The organism is Planosporangium spinosum (assembly GCF_049999945.1).
GTDB classification, from domain to species: Bacteria; Actinomycetota; Actinomycetes; order Mycobacteriales; family Micromonosporaceae; genus Planosporangium; species Planosporangium spinosum.
In genome coordinates this window covers 22,559-47,191 of record NZ_JBLYUB010000035.1, presented here as the reverse complement: position 1 = coordinate 47,191, position 24,633 = coordinate 22,559, and the positions used below count along the sequence as shown (strand labels likewise).

Here is a 24,633-nt window from a genome sequence, read left to right as displayed (position 1 = left end):
GGACGTCCCCTCGGGTACAAATAGGCCGTGGCTCATGTCCTGTTGATCGAAGACGACCAGGCCGTTCGGGACGGGCTGGAGTTCGCGCTGCGCCGGCAGGGCCATACGGTGGCGTGCGCGGCGACCGGCGAGGAGGGCCTGACCCGGGTCCAGGCGGCGACCCCCGACATCGTGGTGCTCGACCTGATGCTGCCGGGCATCGACGGGTTCGAGGTGTGCCGCCGGATCCGGGCCGCCGGGTCTGTCCCGGTGGTCATGCTGACCGCCCGGGGCGACGACTTCGACGTGGTGGGCGGCCTGGAGGCGGGCGCCGACGACTACGTGGTCAAACCGGTCGAGCCGCGGGTGCTCGACGCCCGACTGCGCGCGGTGCTGCGGCGCACCGCGCGCGAGCCGTCCCTGCCCGACACGGGCAGGTTCGGTGACCTCACCATCGACCGGGCCGGGCTGACCGTCCACAAACGAGGCGAGCCGGTCAGTCTCACCCCGACCGAACTGCGGCTGCTGCTGGAGCTGTCCAGCGCGCCGGGTCGGGTCCTCACCCGCGAGCAGCTGCTCCAGTCGGTATGGGACCACGACTACCTGGGCGACTCGCGACTGGTGGATGCCTGCGTGCAACGACTGCGTCTGAAGATCGAGAACTCCCCGTCCGCGCCGGTCTACGTGCAGACGGTGCGGGGCTTCGGGTACCGGTTCGGGCCGGTATGACCGACCGCACGGTCACGCCCGGCGACCGGCCCCCGCCGCGCCGCCCGGTCCGCTCCCGGCTGCTCGGCCTACGGCCCCGGCTGGTGGTGGCGTTCGCGCTGGTGGCCCTGCTCAGCGGTGCAGCGGTGGCCGGGGCCAGCTACCGGCAGGCGCGCACCATCGTGCTCGAGAAGACCCAGGACCAGTTCGCCGACCGGACCCGCAAGAGCCTGGAGTCGCTGAACCCGCCGCCGCAGCTTCCCCCCGGCCAGGAGGAACTGGAGCGGCTGGGTGACGCGGTCGGCGGCCTCGTGGTCTACGGCGACCTGCGGTCCAGTTACCGCCCGGTGCCGCTGGACCGGGTGCCGCCCGAGTTGCGCGCGGCCGTCCGGGAACGCGACCGGCTGGTCGTCCAGCGGATCGAACTGGACGGCCACCGGTACGTCCTCGCCGGCGGCCAGCTGCGGGACCAGCTCGGGCAGCCCACCGGCATCGAGGTGTACGGCGTGCAGGACCTCACCCCGGAGCAGTCGACGATCGACCGCCTGGCCAGGTCCGCGGCGGTCATCCTGCTGCTGGCCCTGCTGCCCGCCGTCCTGCTGGCGCTCATCGCCGCCGCCGGCGTGCTGCGGCCGGTACGGGACCTGCGGCGCGCCGCCCGCCGGCTGGCCGAGGGGCGGCTGGACACCAGGCTGCGCGCCCGCGGCTCGGACGAGCTGGCCGAGCTGGTCCGCACGTTCAACGCGATGGCCGGCCGGCTGCAGCACAACGTCGACGAACTGCGCCGCATGGAGGCGAGGGGGCGGCGGTTCGTCGCCGACGTCTCCCACGAGCTGCGTACCCCGCTGACGGCGATGACCGCGGTGACCGACGCCCTGGAGGAGGAGGCGATGGGCCTGGGCGGCGACGCCGCCACCGCGGCGCGCATCATGGGCACCGAGACCCGACGGCTGCGGCAACTGGTGGAGAACCTCATCGAGATCTCCCGGTTCGACGCCGGTGGGGCGGTGCTGCGGCGCGGCCCGGTGGACGTCGCGGCGGCGGTGTCGGCGACCCTGGCCGCCCGGGGCTGGACCGGCGCCGTACACGCCGACCTGCCCGCCGGGATCACGGCGGAGCTGGACCGGCGCCGCCTGGACGTGATCGTGGCCAATCTCGTCGGCAACGCGCTGCGGCACGGCGCCCCACCGGTCACCGTCGCGCTCGGCGTCGACGATACCGACCACGTCGTGGTGACCGTCACCGACCACGGCCCGGGGCTGGCGCCGGAGATCATGCCGCACGTGTTCGAGCGCTTCTACAAGGCCGACTCCGCGCGTACCCGCTCCGAGGGCAGCGGCCTCGGGCTGGCCATCGCGTGGGAGAACGCGCACCTGCACGGCGGGGCGCTGGAGGCGGCCAACGACACCGACGGCGGAGCCCGGTTCACGCTGCGCCTCCCCCGCCGCCCGCCGGCTGCGGCGTCGACCGCCGGCCGGGTCGGCGGTGCGGACCGGGGACGGCAGGAACGGGAAAGCCCGGAATGAGGAGGCCCGGAATGAGGAGACTGCGCCCGCTCGCCGCCGTACTGCTCACCGCCGGCGCCGCCGCCCCGGCGGCCGGTTGCGGGATCTCTCCCACTGAACCGATCTCGTTCGGTCCGGCGCCGCGGGCGAGCCTGGTCGCCGAACAGGTGTACTTCGTACGGGAGGGCCGGCTCCACCCGAGCGCGCGACAGGTCCCGCCCTCCCCGGCCAGCACCCGCCGGATCGACGAACGGCCGCTGCCCTCCCCGGCCGGCACCCGCCGGATCGAGGGGCTGGACCTGCTGGCGGCCGGCCCGCTGCCCGTCGAGCGCGACGCCGGCCTCACCACGGAGCTGCCGTCCGGCATCCGGATCATCCCGACGGAGCGGGCCGGCGGCGACCTCACCCTGCTGCTCGCCAGCGCCGACGAGCGGTCCGACGACGAGCGGTCCGATCCGGCCGGGCTGTCCGAGCTGGCGGTCGCGCAGATCGCGTGCACCGCGGCCGCCGACGTCACGGCACCGGCCCGGGTGACCCTGTACGACAAGCTCAGCGGTCACCAGCGGGGCCCGGTGAGCTGCCCCGTCACGCTGCCCGGACGGGACGGACCGAACCCGCCGGAATGTACGCACAGTGACCGCCCGAGCGGGGCCTGTTGCACGATCGTGACATGGCCCGGACGCGCCGGTGAACTGAGCTGTCCACCGTGGCCAGGTGATCGATGAAGGCCACACTGTTGTCATCCCCGGGGCGGTCGGTGCCCACCGGGCCGGCGAGGCGGTCGGTGCCCACCGGGCGGGCGGGGCGGGCGGTGGCCGGCGCTTCCGGGTGCGCCGGTCAGGGACGGTCCGGCACCTTGCCTTCTCACGGGCCGTCCGGCGCCTGACCTACGTTCTGGCGGCCGTCCTGATGCTGATCACGGCCGGCGGCGCCGGCGTCGCCGGGTACGCCGCCTCGGTGCCGCTGCCCGCCGACCCGGTGATCGACCAGGCTTCCGTGCTGTACTACCGCGACGGGCACACCGTGCTGGCCCGGGTCGGGGTCAACAACCGCACCGACGTCCCGCTGCGCCGGGTACCGCTGCCGGTGCGCCGGGCCGTGCTGGCCGCCGAGGACCGCGGCTTCTACGGCCACGCCGGCCTCTCGGCGCGCGGCGTCGGGCGCGCCGTACTGGCGAACGTGTTCGACGGCGCCGGCCAGGGCGCCTCCACGATCACACAGCAGTACGTCCGCAACGCGTACCTGACGCAGCAGCGCACGGCCGAGCGCAAGGCCAAGGAGGCGGTGCTCGCCGTGAAGATCGAGCGGCGCTACCCCAAGGACGCCGTCCTCGAGCGCTACCTCAACACCGTGTACTTCGGGCGTGGGGCGTACGGCATCGAGGCGGCCGCGTCGGCGTACTTCGGCACGACCGTGGACCGGCTCACGCTCGCCCAGGGCGCGGTGCTCGCCGCGGTGATCAAAGATCCCACGAACTTCGACCCCGCCGTCGACGCCGCGGCGGCGCGCGATCGATGGCGCTACATCGTGACCACGATGGCGGAGCTCGGCTGGGCGGACCGCGCCGAGGTCGCACGCCTGCCCTACCCGACGGTGCCGCCGCGCTCCGCCGACGCCACGGCCGGCCCGCTCGGCCTGGTGGTCGACCAGATCGAGCGGGAACTTGCCGGGCACGGGGTGCCGCCGCGGGCGCTGCGTACCGCCGGCCTGCGGGTGGTCACCACCCTCGACGTCGGGGCCCAGCGGGCCGCCCTCGACCGGGTCGCGGCCGCGCTCACGGGCCAGCCGGCACAGCTGCGCGCCGCGCTCGTCGCGGTCGAGCCCGCCACCGGGGCGGTCCGCGCCTACTACGGCGGCCCGCACGGCAGCGGGTTCTTCGACGACGCGGTGGCGGCCCGCCCGCCGGCGTCGACGTTCAAGCCGCTGGTCCTGGCCGAAGGCCTACACCAGGGGATCTCCTACCGTTCGCTGTGGAACGGCCGTTCACCGCGGACGTTCCCGGGCCGGCGCGGCGTGCCGCTGGTCAACCACGACGGGCTGCAGTGCCCGGTGTGCCCGCTCGACCAGGCGATGGTGGACTCGCTCAACACGCCGTTCTACGCGCTGGCCGAGAAGGTCGGGCCGCCCGCGATCCGCCGCCTGGCGACGGCCGCCGGCGTCGCGGAACGCTACGACGGCAAGCCGTCCCTGGTCGACCAGCCGGGCGATCCGGAGCCGGGCCGCACCCGGGCCGACATCGCGCTCGGCATCTATCCGGTCAGCCCGGCCGACCTCGCCAGCGTGTACGCCACGTTCGCCGCCGGCGGGGTACGGGCCGAGCGCCACCTGCTGGAGTCCGTGGCGGGGCCGGACGGCGCGCCGTGGTACCGGGCCGCACCGCAGCGGGTACGGGTCCTGCCGGCCGCCGTTGCCGCCGACGTGTCGGTGGTGCTCGCCGAGACCGTCGACGCCCACGGACCGGTCCCCGGCCGGGCGGCGGCCGGCAAGACCGGTACCCGCCAGTTCGGCGACACCGACGACAACTCCGACGCCTGGATGGCCGGGTACACCCCGCAACTCGCCGCCGTGGTGTGGATCGGCCGGGCCGAGCCGGGACCGATCCGCGACGCCGCCGGCACGCCCATCGAGGGCGAAGGGCTGCCCCTCACGCTGTGGCAGGGCTTCCTCGACGCTGCCCTGGCCGGTCAGCCGCCGGCCGCCCTGCCCCCCGCCGCCCACGTGGGCAGCGACGACGCCGGTGACGCCGGCCGGTACGGCGTGCTGCCCGCGCCGCAGCCGAGCCGGACGGCCGTGCGGCCGGCAGTGCCGGACCGGCTACCGGGCGCGTCGCAGCCGCCCTCCGCCCTCACCGCCGGTTAGCTGTCCGTGGCTCCGCTGTCCGGAGATTCCGGTGCGCGCCGTTTCAGCCGGCGACGGGAACCCACACCCGCATCGCGCCCGGGCCGCGGTTGCCCCACAGGAAGTACGGCACCGACGTGATCGTGAGCGGCCGCGACACCCCGCCGGTCAGGGGGTGGTCCCGGTACAGCTCCACGACCGGCCCGACCACCGCTCCGCTCGTGGTGAGCACGACCCGGTCTCCGTCGTCCCGGACGGTGACCGGCCCGTCGACGTCGAGGCGGACATCCTCGACGTCGACGCCGTCCGGCAGGTCCGCCTGCTCGACGCAGTACACCAGCGGGCCACGGGCGAGCGCGACGCAGCCGCGTACCGCGTCCACGCGCGGGTGGGCGACCACCAGCCGCGGCGGCATGGCCAGGTCCAGACGGACCACGGTCGGCCGGCTCCAGTCGCGCGTGAGCCGGACGTAACCGGCTTCGGCGGCGGCCGCGACGGCAACGCCGTCGACCTCGACGCGGTACTCCGCGCACCAGCCGGGCACCCGCAGGGCGAGGGTCCGTGGCCGCGCGGTGCCGGCACGGACGGTGACCTCGATCCGCCCGTGCCACGGGTACCCGGTGCGCACCTCGACGTCGAGGTCGCCCGCGCGGATCGTCCCCGCGCCGTACAGGTGCAGCTGGACGCCGTCGTCGTCGGCGGTCGCGACGTACCCGTGCAGCGAGGCCATCAGCCGCGCGAGGTTGGGCGGGCAGCAGGGGCACCGGTACCAGGCCAGCCGCTGCGCGGGCGCGTCCTCGTCGGACCCGTCGTGTCCGGTGCGCAGTTGCAGCGGGTTGGAATAGAAGAAGTGCCGGCCGTCGGCGGAGATGGCCCCCGCGACGGCGTTGTGCAGGGTGCGCTCCATCTCGTCGGCGTACCGGTGCCGGCCGGTCGCCAGCAGCATGCGCCAGTTCCACTGGAAGCTCGCGATCGCCGCGCAGGTCTCGGCGTACGCCCGGTCCGGCGGCAGCTCGTGCGGGTCGCCGAACGCCTCGTCGCGGTGGCGCGACCCGTGCCCGCCGGTGACGTAGGTCTTGCGGCTGAACGCGTCGTCCCACAGCCGGGTCGCGGCGTCGAGCAGCGGCGTGTCGTGCGTCTCGACCGCGACGTCCACCATGCCGGCCAACAGGTACAGCTGCCGCACCGCGTGCCCGGTCACCTCGCGGGCCTGCCGGACCGGTACGTGGTCCTGGAAGTAGCCGGGCCCGAACCGGTCGGCGCCCAGCAGGCCGTGACCGCGCAGGTCCACAAACCGCCGCGCCTGCTCCAGGTACGGCCGGTGGCCGGTGGTCCGGTACAGCTCCACCAGTGCGGTCTCGATCTCCGGGTGACCGCACACGCCGTCGGTGTGGGCGAACACGTCGACGACGAGATCGGCGAACCGGCGCGCGATCGGCATGAGTTCGCTGCCGACGCCGGCCCGTTCGGCGGCGACCGCGGCCTGGATGAGGTGCCCGGCGCAGTACAGCTCGTGGCTCCAGGGCAACTCGCGCCAGCGCTGTTCGGGCCGGTCCACCATGAAGTACGAGTCGAGGTAGCCGTCCTCGTCCTGTGCCTTGCCCAGCAGTGCCGTGGTGGCGTCGAGCCACTCCCGCAGCCCCGCGTCGGCCCGCGCGCCGGCCAGCTGCCAGGCCACCGCCTCGGCGGTCTTGTAGATGTCGGAGTCGGCGAAGAACAGCCCCCGGAAGTCCCGGGTGCTCTCCCCCACCACGCGGCGCACGTTGTCGAGCGGGCCGTGTGCCTCCACCTGCGCGACGCAGTGCGGCACGGTGGCCGTCGCGTTGCGCTCCTGCCATGCACCGAGCAGCCCGGCCGGATCGAGGCGTACCGCATCGAGTGGCAGCGGCCGCAGCGCGGCGACGGCGGACGGGGTCGGGGCGACCGGGCCCGGATGTGAGTTCGCCATGCTCAACCCTTCAGCGCGCCGGAGAGGAAGCCGCGGACGTAGTAGCGCTGCAGCAGCAGGAAGACCAGCACGCACGGCACGGCCGCCGTGACCACTCCGGCCTGCAGCGCGCCGAAGTCGACCGAGCCGAGGGTGCCGCTCTGCAGGTTGAACAGCGCGACCGGCAGGGTGAACTTGCCGCCGTCGGTCAGGAAGATCAGCGGCGCGACGAACTCGTTCCAGGCGGCCAGGAAGGAGAACAGCGCGACGGTCACCATGCCGGGTGCCACGCCGCGCAGCAGCACCCGGCGCAGCGCCCCGGTGGGGGTGCAGCCGTCGATGAGCGCCGCCTCCTCCAGTTCCACCGGCAACGCCTCGAACGAGTTGCGCATCATGAACAGCCCGAAGGGCAGCTGGAACACGGCCAGTACCAGACCCAGGCCGACCAGCGAGTTCTGCAGGCCGATCCAGCCGAGCAGGACGTACAGCGGCACCAGGATCGTGGTGTACGGCACCATCAGGATCGCCAGCGTCACCAGGAACAACAGGTTCCTGCCGGGGAAGTCCAGCCGCGCCACGGCGTACCCGCCGAGCGTCGTGGCCACGACCGTGACCACGACCGCGACCAGCGCGACCACGGCGGTGTTGAGCAGGTACACCGGCAGCCCGCTGCCGTAGTCGGCCAGGCGGCGGTAGTTGTCCACGCCCCAGCCGTCCCGGGCGCCGCCGGCGGCCTGGCGGCCGTGCACGGACTGCACCGTGGTCCAGAACATGGGCAGCAGGAACAGCACCGCCAGCACCGACGAGGTGGCGTAGAAGTCGACCGTTCGCCGGGTCATCGTCAGCCCTTTCGCCGGATCAGGTGGAGCTGTGCGCCGTTGAGCGCGATCAGCACGCCCAGGATGACCACGGAGATCGCCGCGGCCCGGCCGAGGTCCTGGGACAGGAACGCTTCCCGGTAGATGTCGATGACCATCGTCGCGGTGCCGTGCCGGCCGCCGGTGAGGATGAAGAACTGGTCGAAGGCCAGCAGCGACCCGGTGACCGACAGCACCATCATCAGCGCGAGCGTGGGCCGCAGCAGGGGCAGCGTGACGCGGGTGAGGATCTGCCAGCGGGAGGCCCCGTCGGTGCGGGCCGCCTCGTACAGGGCCGGGTCGATGCTCTGCAGGCCGGTCAGCAGGATCAGCATGTAGAAACCGGCGAACCGCCAGGTGATCATGCCTACCGTGGACAGCAGCGCGTTGCCGGTGCTGCCCAGCCAGTCCACGGTACCGAGGCCGACCAGCCGTACGAGCTGGTTCAGCGCGGAGGACTCGGTGTGGAACAGCCCGTAGAACAGCAGGCTGGCCGATGCCAGCCCGACCGCGCTGGGCAGGAAGTACACGGTCCGCAACAGCCCGACCCCGGGCCGGGCCTCCTGTACCAGCAGGGCGAGCCCCAGGGCCACGAGGCTGAGCACGACCGTGGTCACCGCGGTGTACTCGAGGGTGAACACGATGGCCCGGCCGAACAGCGGGTCGCCAAGGGCCCGGTAGTTGGCCACGCCGTTCGGCTCGGACGCGCCCAGCAGTGGCCAGTGGTTGAACGACATCCAGACCATCAGCCCGAGCGGGACGACGAACAGGACCGTCACGATCGCCGCCATCGGGGCCGCGTAGAGGGCGCCGAGCCGCCGGCGCGACAGCGTGGGCCGCGCCGGCGGGGCCGGTGTCCCGGCGGTTACCGGGGTGGCAACGGCAACCATCGCCTCAGCCGCCGGCCAGGGACTCGGTGATGGTCGGGTTGTGTTGTCTGAGTACCGCCGCGGGGTCGGCCGTGCCGAAGACCGCCTCGATCACGGTGGAGGTCCACGGGCCGTTGGGGTCGTTGTACGTGCGGCCGAAGTTGACCGAGATCGGCGTCCGCCCCTGCCCGGCCAGCCGGTTGAACATCGCCAGGCGCTTGTCCTGCTGGGCGTAGGTGTTGTCGGCCAGGTCGCCGCGTACCGTGATGTTCTTGTTCCTGGCCACGACGTTGACCTGGGCGTCGCGGTCCAGCGTCCAGGAGATGAAGTCCCATGCCTGCGCCGCGTGCTTGCTGGTGGCGCTGATGCCGAGCACGTCGCCGCCGACGAAGGAGGAGCTCCCCCCGGTCAGTCCGGGGATCGGTGCGACGCCGACGTCGAGGTCGGCGCCCTCCTTGAGGGTCTGCAGCACGGTGGCGCCCATCGGCTGGATGCCGATCGTGCCGTTGCCGAACTCCTGGGTCCAGGTGGGCCCGTTCTCGTTCTTCACCGCGGCCGGGGTCAGGCCCTCGGCGTACATCTTCCGGTACAGGCGGTAGACCTTGGCGGCGGCGTCGTTGTCGATCGTGGACGCGGTTCCCTCGTCGTTGCTGACCGTGGCGCCGGACGCCCAGATCATCGGCCATGTGGTGAACAGCATGCAGCCCGGGCACGCGCCGCCGAAGTAGTACCCGTGCGCTCCCCCGCCGAGGGCGTTGATCTTCTTGGCGTGGTCGTACAGCTCGTCCAGCGTGGTCGGCGGTCGCTCCGGGTCCAGCCCGGCCCTGCGGTACAGGGCCTTGTTGTAGAAGACCGCGGACAGGTCGATGTCGTGCGGTACGCCGTAGATCCTGCCGCCGTGGGTGGCGGTCTTCAGGTGCGCCGGGGCCAGGCTGTCCTTGAACGGCAGCCGGTCGACCCGGCCGGTGAGGTCGAGGAAGGTGCCCTTGGCGGCGTAGTTGGGCGCGTAGACCACGTCCGCGGCGAGGACGTCGGGCAACTGCTTGGCGCCGGCCGCCGTCCCGACCTTCTGCTGGTACGAGTCGGCCGGGATCACGGTCAGCTTCACCTTGTTGCGGTGGCCGGCGTTGTACGCGTCGATGAGCGTCTGGCTGAAGGTGGCGGTGGGCGAACGGGTCCACATGGTGATCTCGGTGCCGTCGTCCCTGGCGGTCGTGTCGTTCGCCGACGAGGACGACGGGGCGCTCTGACAGCCGGCGAGCAGCGCGGCGGCGAGGAGGACGGGTGCAACACGGGTGGTGACGGGTCGACGAGCCATCAGGTCTCCAGCCCCGGGACGGTAGGAAAATCAGGCAACCGTTTTCCCAGCCCAGGCTAGGTTTAAATTCATCAATATGTCAAGGTGAAGGTCCAATCCAGTTGTCCACAACAGAAGCGGTGTGAGGAAAGCGGGAAACTGTGAAGCAGCCGATCCGCCCGGCGACCATCAGCGACGTCGCCGCCCTGGCCGGCGTCTCGGTCGGCACCGCCTCCAAGGCGCTCAACGGCCGCGGCTCGCTGCGCGCGGAGACCCGCGAGCGGGTCCGCGCCGCTGCCGAGCGGCTCGGTTTCCAGGCCAGCGCGGCGGCGCGCACGCTGCACTCCGGCCGCAGCTACACCGTCGGGATGATCACGACGGACACCATCGGCCGGTTCAGCATCCCGTTGATGACCGGGGCCGAGGATGCGCTGGGCGCCGGCCGGATGTCGGTCTTCCTGTGCGACGGCCGGGACGATCCCATCCGCGAGCAGTACTACCTGCGTACCCTGCTCGGCCACCGGGTCGACGGCATCATCGTGACCGGCCGCCGGGCCCGCACCCGGTCACCGATCGCGACTGATCTTCCGGTGCCCGTGGTGTACGCGTTCGTCAGCTCCACCGACCCGCGCGACTGCTCGGTGGTGGCCGACGAGGAGGGCGGAGCCGCCAAGGCGGTCGAGCACCTGCTCGCCGTCGGGCGCCGCCGGATCGCCCACGTCACCGGGCCCGAGCACCACCACTCGGCGCGGGTCCGGTCGGCCGCCGCGGCGGACCGGCTCGCCGAGGCGGGGCTGGCGTACGTGACACCGACCCTGTACGGCGAATGGAGCGAGGCCTGGGGCCGCCGCGCGGCCGGCATGCTGCTCGCCTCCGGCGCCGAGTTCAACGCGGTCTTCTGCGGCAACGACCAGGTCGCCCGCGGGCTGACCGACGGGCTGCGCGCGAGCGGCCGGCGCATCCCCGACGACGTCGCGGTCGTCGGCTTCGACAACTGGGACGTCATGGCGCTCGCCTGCCAGCCGCCACTGACCAGCGTCGACATGGAACTCGAGGGGCTGGGCCGGACCGCCGCCGACCTGCTGCTGGCCGCCATCGACGGCAGGCCCGCACCGGGCCGGCACGTGCGGCCGTGCCGGCTGGTGGTACGCGAGTCCACCGCCGTCCCGCCCGGCTCCCCGGCCTAGCCGGCCGGCCCGCTCGAGTCGCGGACGACCAGCCGGCAGGGCTGCCGGATGACCCCGGAGGCCCGCTGGCCGTCGAGCGCGGCGGTCAGGTACTTCACCGCGGTCGCGCCCAACTGTTCGAGGTTCAGGTCGACGGTGGTCAGCGGGCGCCGGCAGTCGGTGGCGAAGACCTCCCAGTTGTCGTACCCGACGACCGCGACGTCGTCCGGTACCCGCACGCCGGAGTCCAGCAGCGACTCCACCACGCCGCTGGCGATCTGGTCGTTGCCGCAGAAGATGGCGTCGACGTCGGGCGTGGCGTGGCGGACCATCGCGACGGCGTGCCGCCCCCAGCGCTGGGACCACTCGCCGTACCGGGGCTCTCCGCCCGTCAGCGGCAGGCCCGCGTCGCGCAGCACCGCCTGCAGGCCGACGGCCCGCTCGCGGGCCGCCCGGTACGTCTGCGGGCCGGTGATGTGGGCGATCCGCCGCCGCCCCAGCGACACCAGGTGCTCGGCGGCCAGCCGCCCGCCGCCCCGGTCGTCGGCGATGACCGACAGGTCCGCGGGATCGTCCGACTCGCCGTAGACGTAGACCACCGGGACCGGGATGTCGCGGGTGACCGACGGCAGCACGTCGTTGGAGTCACCGAGCACGATGAAGCCTTCGACCTGCCGGGCGAGCAGCGTCTGGATGTGGTGCCCGCGCCGGATGACGTCACCGCGGGCGTCGCACAGCAGCACGCACATCTGCTCGTTGCCCAGCGCGTTCTCCACCCCGAGCAGGACCGGGAAGGCGAACCGCTGGCCGAGCTCCTCGGTCAGCAGCCCGATGGCGCGCGAACGACCCGAGATGAGGCTCCGGGCCAGCACGTTCGGCCGGAACGACAGCTGCTGGGCGGCGTGCATGACCCGGCGGCGGGTGGTCGGCGCCACCTCCTCGCGGGCGTTGAGCGCCTTGGAGGCGGTGGCCACCGACACCCCGGCCAGCTTGGCCACATCCGCCAGGGTCACGGACCGCGAACGTTGCCTGCCCACCGAAATCCTTTCCGGCTTTGGGGCGGGGACGCCCCCGGCGGTCAGGCTACCGGACCGCGACCGGCACGGTCACGACGTGCGACCGCACGTTCACGGCCGCCGCCGAAACGGTTTCGTCACCGGCCTCGGGCCGGGCTTGTCACGCGACCACGATCCGGTCGATGTCCGGTGCCCAGCCGCTGGTGTTGCCGAAGGTGAGGGTGTTGGTGCCGGCGGCGAGGGTCAGGCTCACCGTGACCGACCCGATGGTGTCCCAGCCACCGGTACTCGGCGTGCCGACCGTGACGGCCGCGCCGCCGTTGACGCTGATCTGGACCGACCGGTCCTCACCGGAGGCATAGTGGACGGTGACGGTACGGCTGCCGGCCGCCGCCGCGGTGACACCGTTGAACCGCAGGGTGTTGCCGCCGCCACCGCCGACGTACCCGACGACCCGGCCGCCGGAGGCGTTCGGCGAGGTACGCGCCGCGGCCTGACCGGTCAGGGTGTTGGCACTCGACTCCGCCTCGTAGCTGGTGCCCGTCGGTGGGGGCGGCGGCTGCCCGCCGCCCCGGTTGTAGACCTTGACCTCGGTCAGCCCGGTCCTGGCGCCGGACGCGTGGGTCATCACGACGCGCAGGCGCTGCGTGGACACGGCGGTGAACCGGACGTTGTTGTCGTTGCCCTGCGGCACGGCCGGCGTCTTCACCTGCCCGGCGACGTCGACGAACCCGCTGCCGTTGAAGTACTGGACCTGGTACGAGGCGGGCGCGCGGTACGTGCCGCTGGCCGGCCGGCTGTCCTTGACGTACAGCCGCACCTCGTCGACGGTCTTGGCGGAGCCGAAGTTCAGCTCGTACCAGTCGGAACTGTTGGCCGATCCCCCGGCGCCCCAGAACGGTTCGTTGGTCGGGTACCCGTCGACCGCGGCGCCGGTGGACGTGCCGCCGGCGGTGTACGAGGCGCTGACGGTCGCGCCCTGGGCGAGGTTGGTCAGGTTGGCGGTGAGGTCGACGCCGGCCTTGGCGAGCAGGTCCACCGTGCCGGGGTCGCTGAGCACGACCTGGTTGGGGGCGCGCATGGCCGGCATGGCGGCGGCGTAGGTCACCGTCGCGGCGGTACCGGGGAAGGTGACCGCGCCGGTGGCCGGGTCGTACACCAGCGGCACCAGCTTGTTCACCGTCATCGCCCGGGTGCCGTTGACGTAGATCGAGTAGCCTTCCGGCACGCCGCTGTAGCGCACCACGCCGTCGCTCGGGTCGTCCCAGACGATGGTGAGGTCACTGTTGCGGTACCGCAGGTTGTTGACGGTGAAGTTGGGCCAGCCGATGGTGATCGGCGAGAGCTCCACCTTGGCGTCGTTGCGGGGCCGCAGTCCGGCCACGTCCTCGATGACGGTCCAGTTGCTGCTGCCCAGGATGTTGTGGTGGATCCAGGACCGGTAGTCGATGTGCCGGGTCGTCGGGTTCCAGTTCGCCCAGAACTCGTTGGCGTCCGGCCACGCGGTGTTGCCGTCGACGTACTGCGCCCAGGCGTTCCAGTACAGCAGCTTCTTGTAGTCCTCGGTGCCGATCCACTGGTTGGGGTAGGTGCGCAGCGCCGACGACAACAGCCGGAACTGCACGGTGGAGTTGATGGTGGAGAAGTTGTTGCTGCCCGGTGAGCCGGCCGCGGCGGCGGCCGCCTTGTCCCGCTGGTTGGCCGTGTAGAAGGGGAATACCGGGTACTCGGCCGGGTCGGCGAGCAGGCGCAGCGCCTGCTTGTACTCGTCGGTGTTCGGCATCAGGCCGACGGCGTACGGGTAGTAGTTGTTGATCTCCTTCCACGGGTCGAGGGCGTTGCTCGCCACGTGGCGGTGCTTGAGGAGCTTGTCGCCTGGGTCCCACAGGACGGTACTCACCGCGGTCCTGATCCGGTTGGCCAGGTTGCGCAGCTCGGTCGCCTTGGCGCTGTCGCCGGTCGCGTCGTACGCCTGGGCGGCGGCGAGAGCGCCGCTGTACTGGTAGGCCGCCTCGGTGCGGTCGAGGTTCCCGCTGCGCCAGTGGAACGACACCGCGTCGGCGTCGTTGCCGGTCAGCGCGCCCCAGTCGTACTCGATGATGCCGTTGTTGTCGTGGTCGTAGTAGGCGAGCTGGCCCTTGACGTCGCCCTCGGCGTAGTGCGCCAGGTTGGCCGCGATCGCCGGCTGGCCGCCGTGGATCTGGTAGCTCTTCCACGCCGCCTCGGCGATGTACTGGGTGTAGCTGTTCGACCAGTTCTCCGGGTCACCGGGGTTGTCGACGAACCGGCCGCCCTTGGACACCTGCCCCACCGACAGCCAGTCGCCGTAGGAGTACTTCGGGTCGCGCAGGTACTTCAGGTCGTCGATGTGCATGGGCTGGGTGAGCACGATCGCGTTGTTGTACCCCAGGGCCCCCTCCACCGAGGTCGGGAACTGGTACGTCTGCCCCGGGATGTTGGCGTCCAGGTTGTTGAACCGCATCAGCCACCAGCGGTAGAAGATCTCCTTCTTGATCGCCGGCTCCGGCACGTCGATGTAGGGCACGTTGTCGGCCCACCACTTGTGGTAGGCGCGCACGTGGGTGGCGAACGCGTTGTCGGGGCTGGCATCCCGGTAGCTGGCGTACTCGGTGGCCGACTCCGGGATCTCGGTGGCGATGAAGCCCATCACCAGCTTCGTCTGCACCGCCTGCCCGGCGCCGACCGTCACGGTGCGGGTCAGCGCGCCACCGGAGGCGCCGAACCCGTCACCGGACAGCTTCGTGGTCAGCGTGGTCAGCCCGTTCTTCACCCCGGTCGAGCCGGTCATTTCGTTCCCGCTGCCCGCCGAGGCGTACGGCGAGGTGGCGCGCAGGGTCAGCGTGGTGGCGCCGGTGCCGTTGTTGCGGATCGCCAGGTTGGTGACCGCCACGTTGTTGTTCGTGATGAACTTCGTCACCGTGACCTGCACCGAGCCCGACGTGTACACGCCACGCCAGTGGCTCGGCGCCTGCCACCGCTGACCGCTCTGCTCGGTGAACGTGCCGGGGCTCAGCGTTACCGCGTACGCGTTCGCGTCGCTGATGCTCTCCCAGTACGCCACCCGCCCACCGAACCCGATCACCGCGGGATTGTGCTGCTTCATGAATAGCGCCCGCCCCCGGGTCATCAGGATCCCGCCGTCGGCGTCCGACGGATCGTTGCCGCCGGACCGGGCCAGCAGCCGGTCCACCCAGAAGTCGGTACCGGACTTCTCGGCGTCGTAGATCGCCTGCATCATGTTCCCGGTCGTATATCCCACCGGCGGCTGCGGCACCGCCGGGCCGGAGAACGACGGGTACCCGATCGTCTGCGCCGCCCCGGCGGGAGGCGCGGCCAGCGTGGTGACCGCACCGGTCGCCACGGTGACCGCCACGATGCCGACCAGCGCTTTCCACCGCAGGCTCCGGGGCTTCCGTCTGCTGCTCATGGGGTGACCTCCCGCGAGGTGTCGGGTGCTGCTTCGCACCGGTTCATCGGCGCCGGTGGGCGCGACGGAGTGTCGGAGGTACCCGGCCGCCCCGATGGGGGCCGCACCGGGGCGGCCGGGTACCGCCATCGCCGCCCACCCCACAACGGGCGGCGGGTCCGTGTGCCATCAGGACAGGAAACTGCCGTACGGGCCGTTCAGGATCCGGTTCTTCTGGTCGGCGCTGAAGTGCGTGTTCGGGTAGTTGTAGAAGGACGCCGACATCGGTGTGCCGTCGGTCGACGAGGAGTCGGGCAGGCCGAACGCGTGTCCGAGCTCGTGCACCATGCCGCCGTACCAGCGGTTCATGGTGCCGTTGATGCCGGCCGCGCCGTCGGCGTCGTGCCCGCTCAGGATGACCCAGCCGTTGCCGCCACCACCGCCGGCGCCGTCGCCTTCGGCGCTGATCTCACCGACGTTGACCCAGCGGCTGTCCGGCGCACCGAGGCCGAGCTTGCTGCGCAGTTCGGCCTGCATGTTGCAGACGGTCCACCAGTACTTCTCGCCGCAGTTGGGCGTGTTCTCGTACCAGTTGCGGGCGTGGTCGCCGTTGACCACCTCGACCACGGGGTTGTTGAGCGTGAACGTCTTGCCCAGCTCCTGCCGGTAGTACCGCTGCGCCTCGCGCATCACGTTCGCGATGCCGTCTGGGTACCGCTGGTCGTAGGCCACGTCGGAGGGTTTGAGCCAGTACACCCGGACGGTCCTGCTCGGCGGTACGCCGCCGGAGGGCCGCGCGGTGGGGGTCGCGGTGGGGGTCGGTGTGCCGCCGCCACCGGCGTACCCGGCCAGCCGCCACACCCGGGTGGCCGCGCCGGTGCAGCCGAGCTGTACCAGCCCGGTCCCTGCGGTACCGGCGTCACCGGCCGGCGCGACGCACCTGCCGGACGCCACCGAGACCACCTGGAAGGTGTTGCCCGCCCCGGCCACCGCGACCGGCTGCAGCCGGAACTGCTGGTTGCTCTGGCCGTGGCAGCCGTACTGGATCACCTGTGCCCCGTCGGCGCCGGACGCCCCGGCGATGTCCACGCAGTTGCCCGCCGTCGCCGTGCCGATCGTGTACGCGTCGGTGCCCGCGACCGGGGTGAAGGCGAACCGCTGCCCGGCACCGGTACCGCAGGCCGAGGCGACCAGCTGCGTCAGGCCGCCGGGGCCCGGCGCGGCCGGCACCTCCGCGCACAACCCACTGGCCTGGTTGACCACCGTCGTGGTGAACCCGGTAGCCGCCTCCGCGCCGGGCACCGCCAGCAACGATCCCACCGCGACGACGGCCGTCACGACGGCGGGCGCGAGGACCCGCCACCCCCGTCCGGACCTGCGCGCCCGGTGCACCGCCAACAATCTGCTCACGTGCCCCTCCTTTCGCCAGCGACGAAACGCGCGGCGCCGGGTGAGCCGGCCGCCGTGGCCCGGCAGCCACCGCCTGGCCCTTGTCGAAATCCTTTTCAGGAAGCTAGGCCTGCCATTGGCGAGTGTCAATAGATGCATACCGCTTTTGCTCTTCGCTGCGGTTGTCATTCGGGTACGGTGGCACCGAAAATGTTTCGGTGGCGTGATTGACCGACGCCCGATCGTCGCGGACACTGGTGGTCGTGGCGCATCCGGACCGGCCACCCCGCCGGCCCGTCACCTCCCCGAAGCGGCCGGACCGGTCCGGGGTTTGTCTGCGTGAGGCACAGCGAGTGGATAATCAGCGCATGCGAGCGCCTGCCATGACGGACGTCGCGCGCCTTGCCGGGGTCTCCCACCAGACGGTGTCACGGGTGCTCAACGACCACCCCAACGTCCGCGAACAGACCCGCCTACGCGTCCGCGCGGCCATCGCCGAACTCGGCTACCGCCCCAACCGGGCAGCCCGCGCCCTGGTCACCGGCCGCTCCCAACTCATCGGCGCGGTCACCATGAACTCCACCCTGTACGGACCGGCCTCCCTGCTCGCCGCGCTCGAACAGGCCGCCGCCGAAGCCGGCTTCGCCGTCAGCGTCGCCACCGTCAGCACCCCCGACCGCCGCTCCATCACCACCGCCGTCGACCGCCACCTCGACCACCGCGTCGCCGGCATCGTCGTCATCGCCCCCGTCGCCTCCGCCGCCGAAGCCCTCGACCACGTGCCCACCCGCATCCCCCTGGTCACCATTGACGGCAACCCCGACCACACCGGCGCCCTCGCCACCGTCGACCAGGCCGCCGGCGCCCGCCAAGCCACCCACCACCTCCTACAAGCCGGCCACCGCACCGTCTGGCACGTCTCCGGCCCCGACGGCTGGTTCGACACCGCCGGCCGCATCACCGGCTGGCAGGACGCCCTGCGCCACGCCGGCGCCGAAATCCCACCCGTCATCCCCGCCGACTGGACCGCCGCCGCCGGCTACCACGCCGGCCAGATGCTGGCCCGCATGCCCGACGTCACCGCCGTCTTCGCCGGCAACGACCACCTCGCCCTCGGCATTCTGCGCGCCCTCGCCGAACGCGGCCGCCGCGTCCCCCACGACGTCAGCATCGTCGGCTTCGACGACGTCCCCGAAGCCGCCTACTTCATCCCCCCACTGACCACCGTCCGCCCCGACTTCCACGCCGTCGCCCGCGCCAGCCTCACCCTCCTACTCGACCAGATCCTCACCGGCCAGCCCACCACCAACCGACACACCATCGCCCCCACCCTCATCACCCGCGACAGCGTCACCACCCCCACCCACTGACCCGTTACCGAGGTCACCCCGGGGGCGCTTTCGCGCTACACAGCGCGAGGGTCAGGTCCCGCGAGCGCACCCCGATGGCCCGGAGGTTCTCGCGGCTGGATCCACTCTGGAGCGTCAGGGCCAAGGCGTCGCCGACCTCCCGCGGCCTGGAACAGGTCCGTCCCTGTCGTGCGGGGCGCAGTATCGCGACGCCGGTGCTGATGCTGACGTGCGCGAAATGTTTGTGCCGTCGACATGAGGAAACTGTTCGGACCTGGCGCCGCCGCATAAGGCGTAAGCCTGAGGTGGCCGTGGGTGGGGCTCCATGTGGCTGCCGACAGAGGTCTGCAACCCTAGAAGAAGGTGACGTGCGTGGCGAAGTACCTGTTTCAATCCACTTACACGGCCGAAGGCGTTCGTGGCCTCCTCGACGAAGGCGGCAGCGGCCGCGTTACGCAGACTGAGAACTTGGTCGCTCGTCTCGGAGGCCGGCTGGAGTCGTACTACTTTGCCTTCGGTGGTGCGGACGTCTACCTCGTCGCGGATCTGCCCGACAACACAACGGCCGCCGCCATCGGCCTTGCCGTTACCGCCTCCGGCGCGGTCAGGACGAAGACGGTGGTACTGCTTACGCCAGAAGAAATTGACCGAGCCGCCCAGCAAGAGGTCGGTTACCGGCCACCTGGTGCCCGGTAGGCCCGAATCCAGGGCCACGCCGATCCACTGACATTCAGGGCGCTCTGCCCGGCATCCGCCACCCCGTTCAGAACCTGGTCAACATGGTGCAGATCGAGCGGCGCACCATGGACGTCCGGCCCGGCCACGGGCGCCCGTCAGGCCGGTGGGTCGCTATCTCTTCGGCACCTGGGAGAACGGCTGCCATCACCACACGTAGAGCGTCCGCTGATCGCCAACTAGGGAAGTTCCTTGGTTTGCTCACGCCGGGGACTGACCCCGACGGTAGTGGCCTAGCGGCCGCTCAGTTGAAGGCTGGCGGCGAGCGCCGTCAGTACTGCGATGGTGAGGATCAGCAGGGTGAGGCGTACGGCTCGGCGTCGGCGCGGTACCGGCGTCGGCTGGTTTGTCGGGTCCGATGTGGTCATTGGGTTCACACCCCCTGGACCGGGTCGGCGGCCAGTGGCGCGGCCGGTGTGGGCTTACGGCGCACCAGGTAGCCGGCGAGGGCGGCGGCGGCCCAGCCGACCATTGCGATGATCAGGGTCCCGACCAGGAGGTCGAGGAAGTTGTTGCCGAGGCGCTCATTGACCGTGCCGCCCACCGTGCCGCCGCCGGCCGCATCGGGTGGCCCGCCGCCGCCGAGGATGGCGACCGCGACGGTGCCGTACAGCAGTTGCAGCAGCCCGGCGCTGAGGGCGGCCAGGCGGGCGACGCGGCGCCCCGCGGCCGGGTCACGGCGCCACAGGGTGCCGGCGGCGCCGATCGCGGCGGGTACCGCGATCACCCGTACCCACTGCTGCCAGGGACTCGGGATGAAGGTGACCTGGTCGAGTGCGGTGAACCCGGCCATGCTCAGCCCCACCACGGTCGCGAATACGCCGCCGAGCAGGCCGGGCAGCGCGACACCGGGCCGGCGCAGCAACGCGCTGGCACCGAGCAGGTACCCGACGCAGATGATTCCGACGACCGTCAGCGCGATCCAGCCACCGAAGCCAAGCCGGTACTGGACGGTCAGGCCGGCGTAGATGGTGAAGCTGGCCGCGGCGATCCCGATCGTCGCCCAGAGGCCGCCGGCGGCCCGACCCCACGGCGGCATGATCAGCGCGGCGCCGCTACAGCCGAGCGCGAAGCGCATCCGCCGCAGCCGTCCGTCGAGGTGGCCGAGTTCGCCGAGCATGGCCTGCCCCCACTCGGCCCGCTGGGGGGACAGCAGGCTGACCGCCCAGCGCAGCAGCCGCAGCGGCGCGTCCTCGGTCGGGCCGTCCAGGAACCGGCGCGGGTTGCGGCGGTACAGCGCGACCGCCACGGCGATCGGCGTGATCAGGAGTACGAAGAAGAACGGCATCACGCCTCACTCAAGCGGCGGTGGGGGTGGGCGGCGCTACGGTCGCGGCGCGCGGCGGTCAGGGCGGCCACGAATTCGCGACCGGCGCCGGTCAGGCGGTACAGGTGCCGGGGCGGCCTGCTGCCGACGCCCGGCTCCCAGGACGTCTCCAGCAGGCCACGGTCGGCCAGCCGGACCAGGATCGGGTAGAGCGAACCCGATTTGAGGTTCACCTCGGTAACCAGGTCATAGCCGTAACGCCACCGGGCCGGGTCGGCGGCCAGCGCCCGCAGAACCTTGACGGTCTGCGGCGATGGGGGGCGGTTGCGCTGCACGGACGGTAACTCTACTCATGTAGCCGTTATCGTCAAGAGACGCTCGCCGCTCCCGCGGCCAGTCCCCACCGCGCCTCCACCCCGGGGAACGTTCGCGCGGCGTTGCCGCTGCCTCGCCTCGCCGACACCCGGGCCCGGAACCGGGCCACCGGGCCACCGGGCCACCGGGCCACCGGGCCACCGGGTACGGGTTGGCCACGCTCGACTGCGATGGCCGGGCCGCCAACGTCACCGTCGTCCGGGCGCCGGGTTGGGCGGCGGGTACCCGCCTGAATGTGCGCCAACGCGGTGGGATGGTATTCGTCACGGCCGACCGGCAGGGCGTATTCGGCCTGACCGGTCAGGGACACCTGCGGCTGCCGGTCACCGCCCGCCGTTGGTGCGGCCCGGCGGCCGGCGACCGGGTGCTACTGGCGGCCGACCCCGCCGACGGTCTGCTCGTGGTGTACCCGCCGGCGCCCTGGACGCGATGATCACCCAATTTCACGCCGCGTGCTGGGTGGTAATGCCGGATGACCGCACAACCGACGTCGGCGGTCGCGCGGCCCGGGTTGGGTCAAGCGCCCGGTCGGCGAAGGTGTCCGTGTCATCTCCAGCCAGGCCGGCTAGCCTCCAACCCGAGCGCTCAGCAGCTGCTTGCCCTGCTCAGCACCCTTGCGGCTCTCCGTCTGGGCCCGCCGGAAGAACTCGGCCAACTCCGTGTCGCCCTCACGTTCGGCGTCCTGTATGTACGTTTCCAGCCGGAGGGCATTACTCAGACACGCCTCGGTGAACCAGATGATGTCGTAGTCCTTGTCCTTGGTACCCGTCACCTGTCCGGTCTCACGATTGCTCGTCATCGCTTCCTCCTTGGAGGTTGCGCCCCATTCGGTCCTGCTACCCGCGCCGCACCGGGTCATGCCACCGATCCCGGGCGCGCATCGCATCGTCACCGTCTGGTTGAGCACCGTGAAGATCCTCACCCCACGTCACCTGATCGCGGTACTGCAACGCCAGCTGGGACCACACAATCCTCGGCTCGAACGGACCGACCGGGCGTTGCTGGCAGCGTTACGCAACACCACCAGCTCCGCCGCGACGACGGCATCGCTTCCGGCCAGGAGTACGAGCCGGCCGAACACCCGAATCATGACCAGGTAGAGCAGTCGCACAGCCACGAACCGGATCGCGCTTCAGCCCGACGGACCACCAGCCCGCCGCCCATACATCGCGTTCCGGCTCGGTACCGGGCACGGAGTCGTGGACGGCACCGGGCGGCGACAGTGCCCGCGTTCCCATCGGGCGAGGTGTCCCGCGTTCTGCCAGAGTGATGGCGGGGGCTGTCGGTTCGTCGTCGGCGTGTGGCCGCCCGGTGGCACGAGGAGAGGGGGCGCGCCATGACCATGGCCTCTGTCGTCCGGGACGTGGCGATCCTTGTCGCCCGCATCGGTGTCGGCGTCGTCTTCATCGCCCATGGCTGGCAGAAGCTGGTGACCTTCGGGGTCGCGGGTACCGCGGCGTCGTTTCAGCGGATGGGCGTGCCCGCGCCGACTGTCTCGGCCTGGTATGCCAGCATCGTGGAGCTGCTGGGCGGCGTCGCACTGCTCGTCGGGTTGGCCGTCCCTGTTGCCGGTCTGCTGTTGGTGCTGGACATGCTCGGCGCGTACCTGTTCGTCCACGCCGGTCATGGCATCCTCGTCACCGAGGGCGGCGGCGAGCTGGCGATCGCTCTGGGCGCGGCCAGCCTGCTGCTGGCTGCCGTCGGTGCCGGCTGGTTCAGCCTCGACCGTCTGATCTTCTCGCGCCGCCGGAGGTCCGCCGTACCGACAGCCGGCTGACCCCGGCGACCGGTACGCCGACCTGTGCGACATGCCGGCCGCCCGCAGGATGTTGGCCAGCCGCCCCTGTGGCGTCGGCCGTCAGACCGAGGCGACTGTCGGCCCGGCGTCCGCGGCCTCCATCCGCGGCGCGGAGCCGGTGGCACGGTCGTGGCGTGGCCGGCCGAGCTGCGCGTCGAGCGACCACGGGCCGGCGCCGAGGACGGCGATGGCGAGGAAGGCCCAGCAGAACAGCGCGGCGGATTCGCCTCCGTTGACCAACGGCCACAGCACCGTCGGCTGGTGGACCACGAAGGGCGTACCGAGTATCGGGAATCTTGGTGCCAGGTGCGCGCAGCTGACTCTCACGTAGCCGATGAGCGCCACGGCATGATGGTTGCCGTGCTGCGACTGGCGTTGTGGTGCCGGGACGTTGGTCGCCCTACGCGGCGTGCGAGTATTCGCCGATCAGGCCGCCGAGGCGATCGTGCCGCACCACCCGCCCACCGGCTACAGCCGTTGGTGGTGGCGCTGGCCCACGCGGCGGTCTCCGCCCCAGCGAGCGGTGGGGGGCGATGTGCGTTGCCAAACCATGCCTGAGCCCGCCGCCGGAGCGGCCGAGGGCCTCCCGGCCGCTCCTGATCTATCTACCGCATGGTCTACATGCGATCCCCGAGACACGGCCTAGCGCAGGTTGCCGGAAGTTATGTCCGCAACTCGCCCGAGTTGATGTGAGCCAATATGCGAGGACGTCGTCAGGGTTCTGATCAAGTTTCCACACTCCGATCATCCCGACGAGGTCATCGCCAGTAGGCGCCCCGCCCGCGTGTTCGCCAACGTCTCGACGAGCAGTACCGCGACCTGATCACCGCCCTGCACCAGCAGTGGCGGGTCGCTACCCGGGCGGTGATGGTGCCGCTGTCCGCACACGGCATGCCTGCCGCCGACATCGGTGCCCTGCCGCACGACAGCCCCCGCGCGGTCCGGCGGTGGATCACCTCGATGGCCGACCGCCGGGGTCGGGTCACTAGCATTTTCGATCACGCAACTGCACCACGGCCAGGGAGGCCTTTTCCGCATGCCACGGATCAACAACACCGATCTCGACGTCTTCCCGCTCGCCCTGGGCGGCAACGTGTTCGGCTGGACCGCCGACGAGGCCCAGTCGTTCGCCGTCCTCGACGCGTACGCGGAGGCCGGCGGCAACTTCATCGACACCGCCGACGCGTACTCCGCGTGGGCGCCGGGCAACTCCGGCGGCGAGTCCGAGGCGATCATCGGCCGTTGGATGGCCGCGCGCGGCAATCGCGACCGGATCGTGCTGGCCACGAAGGTCAGCCGGCATCCGGAGGCGACGGGCCTCGCCCGCGACACCATCCGGCGGGCCGTCGACGCCTCGCTGCGCCGACTGGGCACCGATCACATCGACCTGTACTACGCGCACTTCGACGACCCGGACACCCCGCTGGCGGAGACCGTCGCCGCCTTCGGTGACCTCGTACGCGAGGGCAAGGTGCGCCACATCGCCGCCTCCAACTACACCGCCGCACGGCTCGAGGAGTGGCTGAAGATCACCGAGGCCGAGAGCCTGCCCAAGATCGTGGCCCTGCAGCCGCACTACAACCTGGTCGAGCGGGACAAGTACGAGGGCGACCTGCGCGACCTGGCCGCGCGCGAGGGGCTGTCGGTGGTGCCGTACTTCGCCCTCGCCAGCGGCTTCCTCACCGGCAAGTACCGCGACGGCGTGACCGTCGACAGCGCCCGCGCCGGCGGTGCGTCCGCGTACCTCGACGAGCGTGGTCGCCGGGTGCTCGCGGCGCTGGACGAGGTGGCGGCGGCCCACGCCACGGCCGTGGCCACCGTCGCGCTGGTGTGGCTGGCCGCGCAGCCGACCGTGGTCGCGCCGCTGGCCAGCGCCCGTACCGTCGAGCAGCTGCCCGACCTGCTCGCGGTCGCGGACCTGCGGCTGACCGACGACGAGATCGCGCGCCTGACCGCCGCGTCGGAGTGACCGGAGAGCCGGCCCCGGGCGGTACGGGTCCCGGGGCCGGCCGGTCGCGGTGGGCACGCCGGACGGCGCGTTTGCACGAACAGGAAGTACCGCTAACGAATTCACGATGATCTCTCTAGTCTCGTAGCGTCACGGGTGCGCCGCGCACCACGTCGCGAGCGG

The 24,633-nt window shown here is 71.8% G+C and carries 21 protein-coding genes; 10 read left to right on the top strand and 11 right to left on the bottom strand.

Annotated elements, in window-relative coordinates; all coding sequences use genetic code 11:
- Positions 1–27 precede the first annotated feature (27 nt).
- The 4 genes from ACNTMW_RS30770 to ACNTMW_RS30755 are packed head-to-tail and all read left to right on the top strand — an operon-like array spanning position 28 to position 5,051.
- Positions 28–708 (top strand): response regulator, encoded by a 681-nt coding sequence (locus tag ACNTMW_RS30770; protein WP_426637468.1) that lies wholly within the window; start codon positions 28–30, stop codon positions 706–708.
- Positions 705–2,213, top strand: coding sequence for an ATP-binding protein (locus tag ACNTMW_RS30765; RefSeq protein WP_426637467.1), 1,509 nt, complete (start codon positions 705–707; stop codon positions 2,211–2,213). The genes ACNTMW_RS30770 and ACNTMW_RS30765 overlap by 4 nt, the downstream gene beginning before the upstream one ends.
- Before the next feature lie 11 nt (positions 2,214–2,224).
- Positions 2,225–2,917, top strand: coding sequence for a hypothetical protein (locus tag ACNTMW_RS30760; protein WP_426637466.1), 693 nt, complete (start codon positions 2,225–2,227; stop codon positions 2,915–2,917).
- Positions 2,907–5,051 (top strand): transglycosylase domain-containing protein, encoded by a 2,145-nt coding sequence (locus ACNTMW_RS30755; RefSeq protein ID WP_426637465.1) that lies wholly within the window; start codon positions 2,907–2,909, stop codon positions 5,049–5,051. Before ACNTMW_RS30760 ends, ACNTMW_RS30755 begins: the two co-directional genes overlap by 11 nt.
- Before the next feature lie 43 nt (positions 5,052–5,094).
- On the opposite strand, the gene ACNTMW_RS30750 is transcribed toward ACNTMW_RS30755, so the two are convergent.
- The 4 genes from ACNTMW_RS30750 to ACNTMW_RS30735 are packed head-to-tail and all read right to left on the bottom strand — an operon-like array spanning position 5,095 to position 10,001.
- A complete protein-coding gene (locus ACNTMW_RS30750; protein WP_426637464.1) occupies positions 5,095–6,978 on the bottom strand; it encodes a glycoside hydrolase family 127 protein in 1,884 nt (627 codons plus the stop codon).
- Positions 6,979–6,980: 2 nt separating this feature from the next.
- The gene (locus tag ACNTMW_RS30745; RefSeq protein ID WP_426637463.1) at positions 6,981–7,796 is read right to left on the bottom strand and encodes a carbohydrate ABC transporter permease; all 816 of its coding nucleotides are present in this window, start codon (positions 7,794–7,796) and stop codon (positions 6,981–6,983) included.
- A gap of 2 nt (positions 7,797–7,798) precedes the next feature.
- The gene (locus ACNTMW_RS30740; protein ID WP_426637462.1) at positions 7,799–8,704 is read right to left on the bottom strand and encodes a carbohydrate ABC transporter permease; all 906 of its coding nucleotides are present in this window, start codon (positions 8,702–8,704) and stop codon (positions 7,799–7,801) included.
- A gap of 4 nt (positions 8,705–8,708) precedes the next feature.
- The gene (locus tag ACNTMW_RS30735; RefSeq protein WP_426637461.1) at positions 8,709–10,001 is read right to left on the bottom strand and encodes an ABC transporter substrate-binding protein; all 1,293 of its coding nucleotides are present in this window, start codon (positions 9,999–10,001) and stop codon (positions 8,709–8,711) included.
- 140 nt (positions 10,002–10,141) lie between these two features.
- Here ACNTMW_RS30735 and ACNTMW_RS30730 point away from each other — a divergent pair, with 140 nt between their 5' ends.
- Positions 10,142–11,167 carry a LacI family DNA-binding transcriptional regulator gene (locus tag ACNTMW_RS30730; RefSeq protein ID WP_426637460.1) on the top strand — a complete coding sequence of 342 codons (1,026 nt, stop codon included), beginning with the start codon at positions 10,142–10,144 and terminating at the stop codon, positions 11,165–11,167.
- Here the strand turns inward: ACNTMW_RS30730 and ACNTMW_RS30725 are convergent.
- From ACNTMW_RS30725 to ACNTMW_RS30715, 3 genes are all read right to left on the bottom strand, one after another.
- Complete coding sequence (locus ACNTMW_RS30725) at positions 11,164–12,183, bottom strand: LacI family DNA-binding transcriptional regulator (RefSeq protein WP_426637459.1); 1,020 nt, start codon at positions 12,181–12,183, stop codon at positions 11,164–11,166. The genes ACNTMW_RS30730 and ACNTMW_RS30725 overlap by 4 nt on opposite strands.
- Before the next feature lie 139 nt (positions 12,184–12,322).
- Positions 12,323–15,610: an MGH1-like glycoside hydrolase domain-containing protein gene (locus tag ACNTMW_RS30720; protein ID WP_426637458.1), complete on the bottom strand. Its 3,288-nt coding sequence runs from the start codon at positions 15,608–15,610 to the stop codon at positions 12,323–12,325.
- 168 nt (positions 15,611–15,778) lie between these two features.
- Positions 15,779–16,999, bottom strand: a complete 1,221-nt coding sequence (locus tag ACNTMW_RS30715; protein ID WP_426637457.1) for an RICIN domain-containing protein — start codon at positions 16,997–16,999, stop codon at positions 15,779–15,781.
- A 347-nt stretch (positions 17,000–17,346) separates the two neighbouring features.
- Here ACNTMW_RS30715 and ACNTMW_RS30710 point away from each other — a divergent pair, with 347 nt between their 5' ends.
- Together ACNTMW_RS30710 and ACNTMW_RS30705 are read left to right on the top strand one after the other, a co-directional pair.
- On the top strand, positions 17,347–18,348 hold the full coding sequence (locus ACNTMW_RS30710; RefSeq protein WP_426637456.1) for a LacI family DNA-binding transcriptional regulator: 1,002 nt from the start codon (positions 17,347–17,349) through the stop codon (positions 18,346–18,348).
- A gap of 351 nt (positions 18,349–18,699) precedes the next feature.
- Positions 18,700–19,023, top strand: coding sequence for a GYD domain-containing protein (locus ACNTMW_RS30705; protein WP_426637455.1), 324 nt, complete (start codon positions 18,700–18,702; stop codon positions 19,021–19,023).
- A gap of 412 nt (positions 19,024–19,435) precedes the next feature.
- On the opposite strand, the gene ACNTMW_RS30700 is transcribed toward ACNTMW_RS30705, so the two are convergent.
- Complete coding sequence (locus tag ACNTMW_RS30700; protein WP_426637454.1) at positions 19,436–20,350, bottom strand: hypothetical protein; 915 nt, start codon at positions 20,348–20,350, stop codon at positions 19,436–19,438.
- Positions 20,350–20,664: a PadR family transcriptional regulator gene (locus ACNTMW_RS30695; protein ID WP_426637453.1), complete on the bottom strand. Its 315-nt coding sequence runs from the start codon at positions 20,662–20,664 to the stop codon at positions 20,350–20,352. The genes ACNTMW_RS30700 and ACNTMW_RS30695 overlap by 1 nt, the downstream gene beginning before the upstream one ends.
- Positions 20,665–20,957: 293 nt before the next feature.
- Here ACNTMW_RS30695 and ACNTMW_RS30690 point away from each other — a divergent pair, with 293 nt between their 5' ends.
- On the top strand, positions 20,958–21,137 hold the full coding sequence (locus ACNTMW_RS30690) for a hypothetical protein (RefSeq protein WP_426637452.1): 180 nt from the start codon (positions 20,958–20,960) through the stop codon (positions 21,135–21,137).
- A 132-nt stretch (positions 21,138–21,269) separates the two neighbouring features.
- Here ACNTMW_RS30690 and ACNTMW_RS30685 read toward each other — a convergent pair whose 3' ends face one another.
- A complete protein-coding gene (locus tag ACNTMW_RS30685; RefSeq protein ID WP_426637451.1) occupies positions 21,270–21,503 on the bottom strand; it encodes a hypothetical protein in 234 nt (77 codons plus the stop codon).
- A gap of 537 nt (positions 21,504–22,040) precedes the next feature.
- Here ACNTMW_RS30685 and ACNTMW_RS30680 point away from each other — a divergent pair.
- The gene (locus ACNTMW_RS30680) at positions 22,041–22,481 is read left to right on the top strand and encodes a DoxX family protein (protein WP_426637450.1); all 441 of its coding nucleotides are present in this window, start codon (positions 22,041–22,043) and stop codon (positions 22,479–22,481) included.
- Between the two features lie 81 nt (positions 22,482–22,562).
- On the opposite strand, the gene ACNTMW_RS30675 is transcribed toward ACNTMW_RS30680, so the two are convergent.
- Positions 22,563–22,847 carry a DoxX family protein gene (locus ACNTMW_RS30675; protein ID WP_426637449.1) on the bottom strand — a complete coding sequence of 95 codons (285 nt, stop codon included), beginning with the start codon at positions 22,845–22,847 and terminating at the stop codon, positions 22,563–22,565.
- A 691-nt stretch (positions 22,848–23,538) separates the two neighbouring features.
- Here ACNTMW_RS30675 and ACNTMW_RS30670 point away from each other — a divergent pair.
- Complete coding sequence (locus tag ACNTMW_RS30670; protein ID WP_426637448.1) at positions 23,539–24,471, top strand: aldo/keto reductase; 933 nt, start codon at positions 23,539–23,541, stop codon at positions 24,469–24,471.
- Positions 24,472–24,633: the final 162 nt, after the last annotated feature.

Excerpts from the sequence above, each read along its gene's own strand:
- ACNTMW_RS30765 (WP_426637467.1), top strand. The coding sequence starts at position 705 with ATGACCGACCGCACGGTCACGCCCGGCGACCGGCCCCCGCCGCGCCGC.
- ACNTMW_RS30760 (WP_426637466.1), top strand. The coding sequence starts at position 2,225 with ATGAGGAGACTGCGCCCGCTCGCCGCCGTACTGCTCACCGCCGGCGCC.
- ACNTMW_RS30750 (WP_426637464.1), bottom strand. The coding sequence starts at position 6,978 with ATGGCGAACTCACATCCGGGCCCGGTCGCCCCGACCCCGTCCGCCGTC.
- ACNTMW_RS30745 (WP_426637463.1), bottom strand. The coding sequence starts at position 7,796 with ATGACCCGGCGAACGGTCGACTTCTACGCCACCTCGTCGGTGCTGGCG.
- ACNTMW_RS30740 (WP_426637462.1), bottom strand. The coding sequence starts at position 8,704 with ATGGTTGCCGTTGCCACCCCGGTAACCGCCGGGACACCGGCCCCGCCG.
- ACNTMW_RS30735 (WP_426637461.1), bottom strand. The coding sequence starts at position 10,001 with ATGGCTCGTCGACCCGTCACCACCCGTGTTGCACCCGTCCTCCTCGCC.
- ACNTMW_RS30720 (WP_426637458.1), bottom strand. The coding sequence starts at position 15,610 with ATGAGCAGCAGACGGAAGCCCCGGAGCCTGCGGTGGAAAGCGCTGGTC.
- ACNTMW_RS30710 (WP_426637456.1), top strand. The coding sequence starts at position 17,347 with ATGCGAGCGCCTGCCATGACGGACGTCGCGCGCCTTGCCGGGGTCTCC.
- ACNTMW_RS30700 (WP_426637454.1), bottom strand. The coding sequence starts at position 20,350 with ATGCCGTTCTTCTTCGTACTCCTGATCACGCCGATCGCCGTGGCGGTC.
- ACNTMW_RS30690 (WP_426637452.1), top strand. The coding sequence starts at position 20,958 with ATGGTATTCGTCACGGCCGACCGGCAGGGCGTATTCGGCCTGACCGGT.
- ACNTMW_RS30685 (WP_426637451.1), bottom strand. The coding sequence starts at position 21,503 with ATGACGAGCAATCGTGAGACCGGACAGGTGACGGGTACCAAGGACAAG.
- ACNTMW_RS30680 (WP_426637450.1), top strand. The coding sequence starts at position 22,041 with ATGACCATGGCCTCTGTCGTCCGGGACGTGGCGATCCTTGTCGCCCGC.
- ACNTMW_RS30670 (WP_426637448.1), top strand. The coding sequence starts at position 23,539 with ATGCCACGGATCAACAACACCGATCTCGACGTCTTCCCGCTCGCCCTG.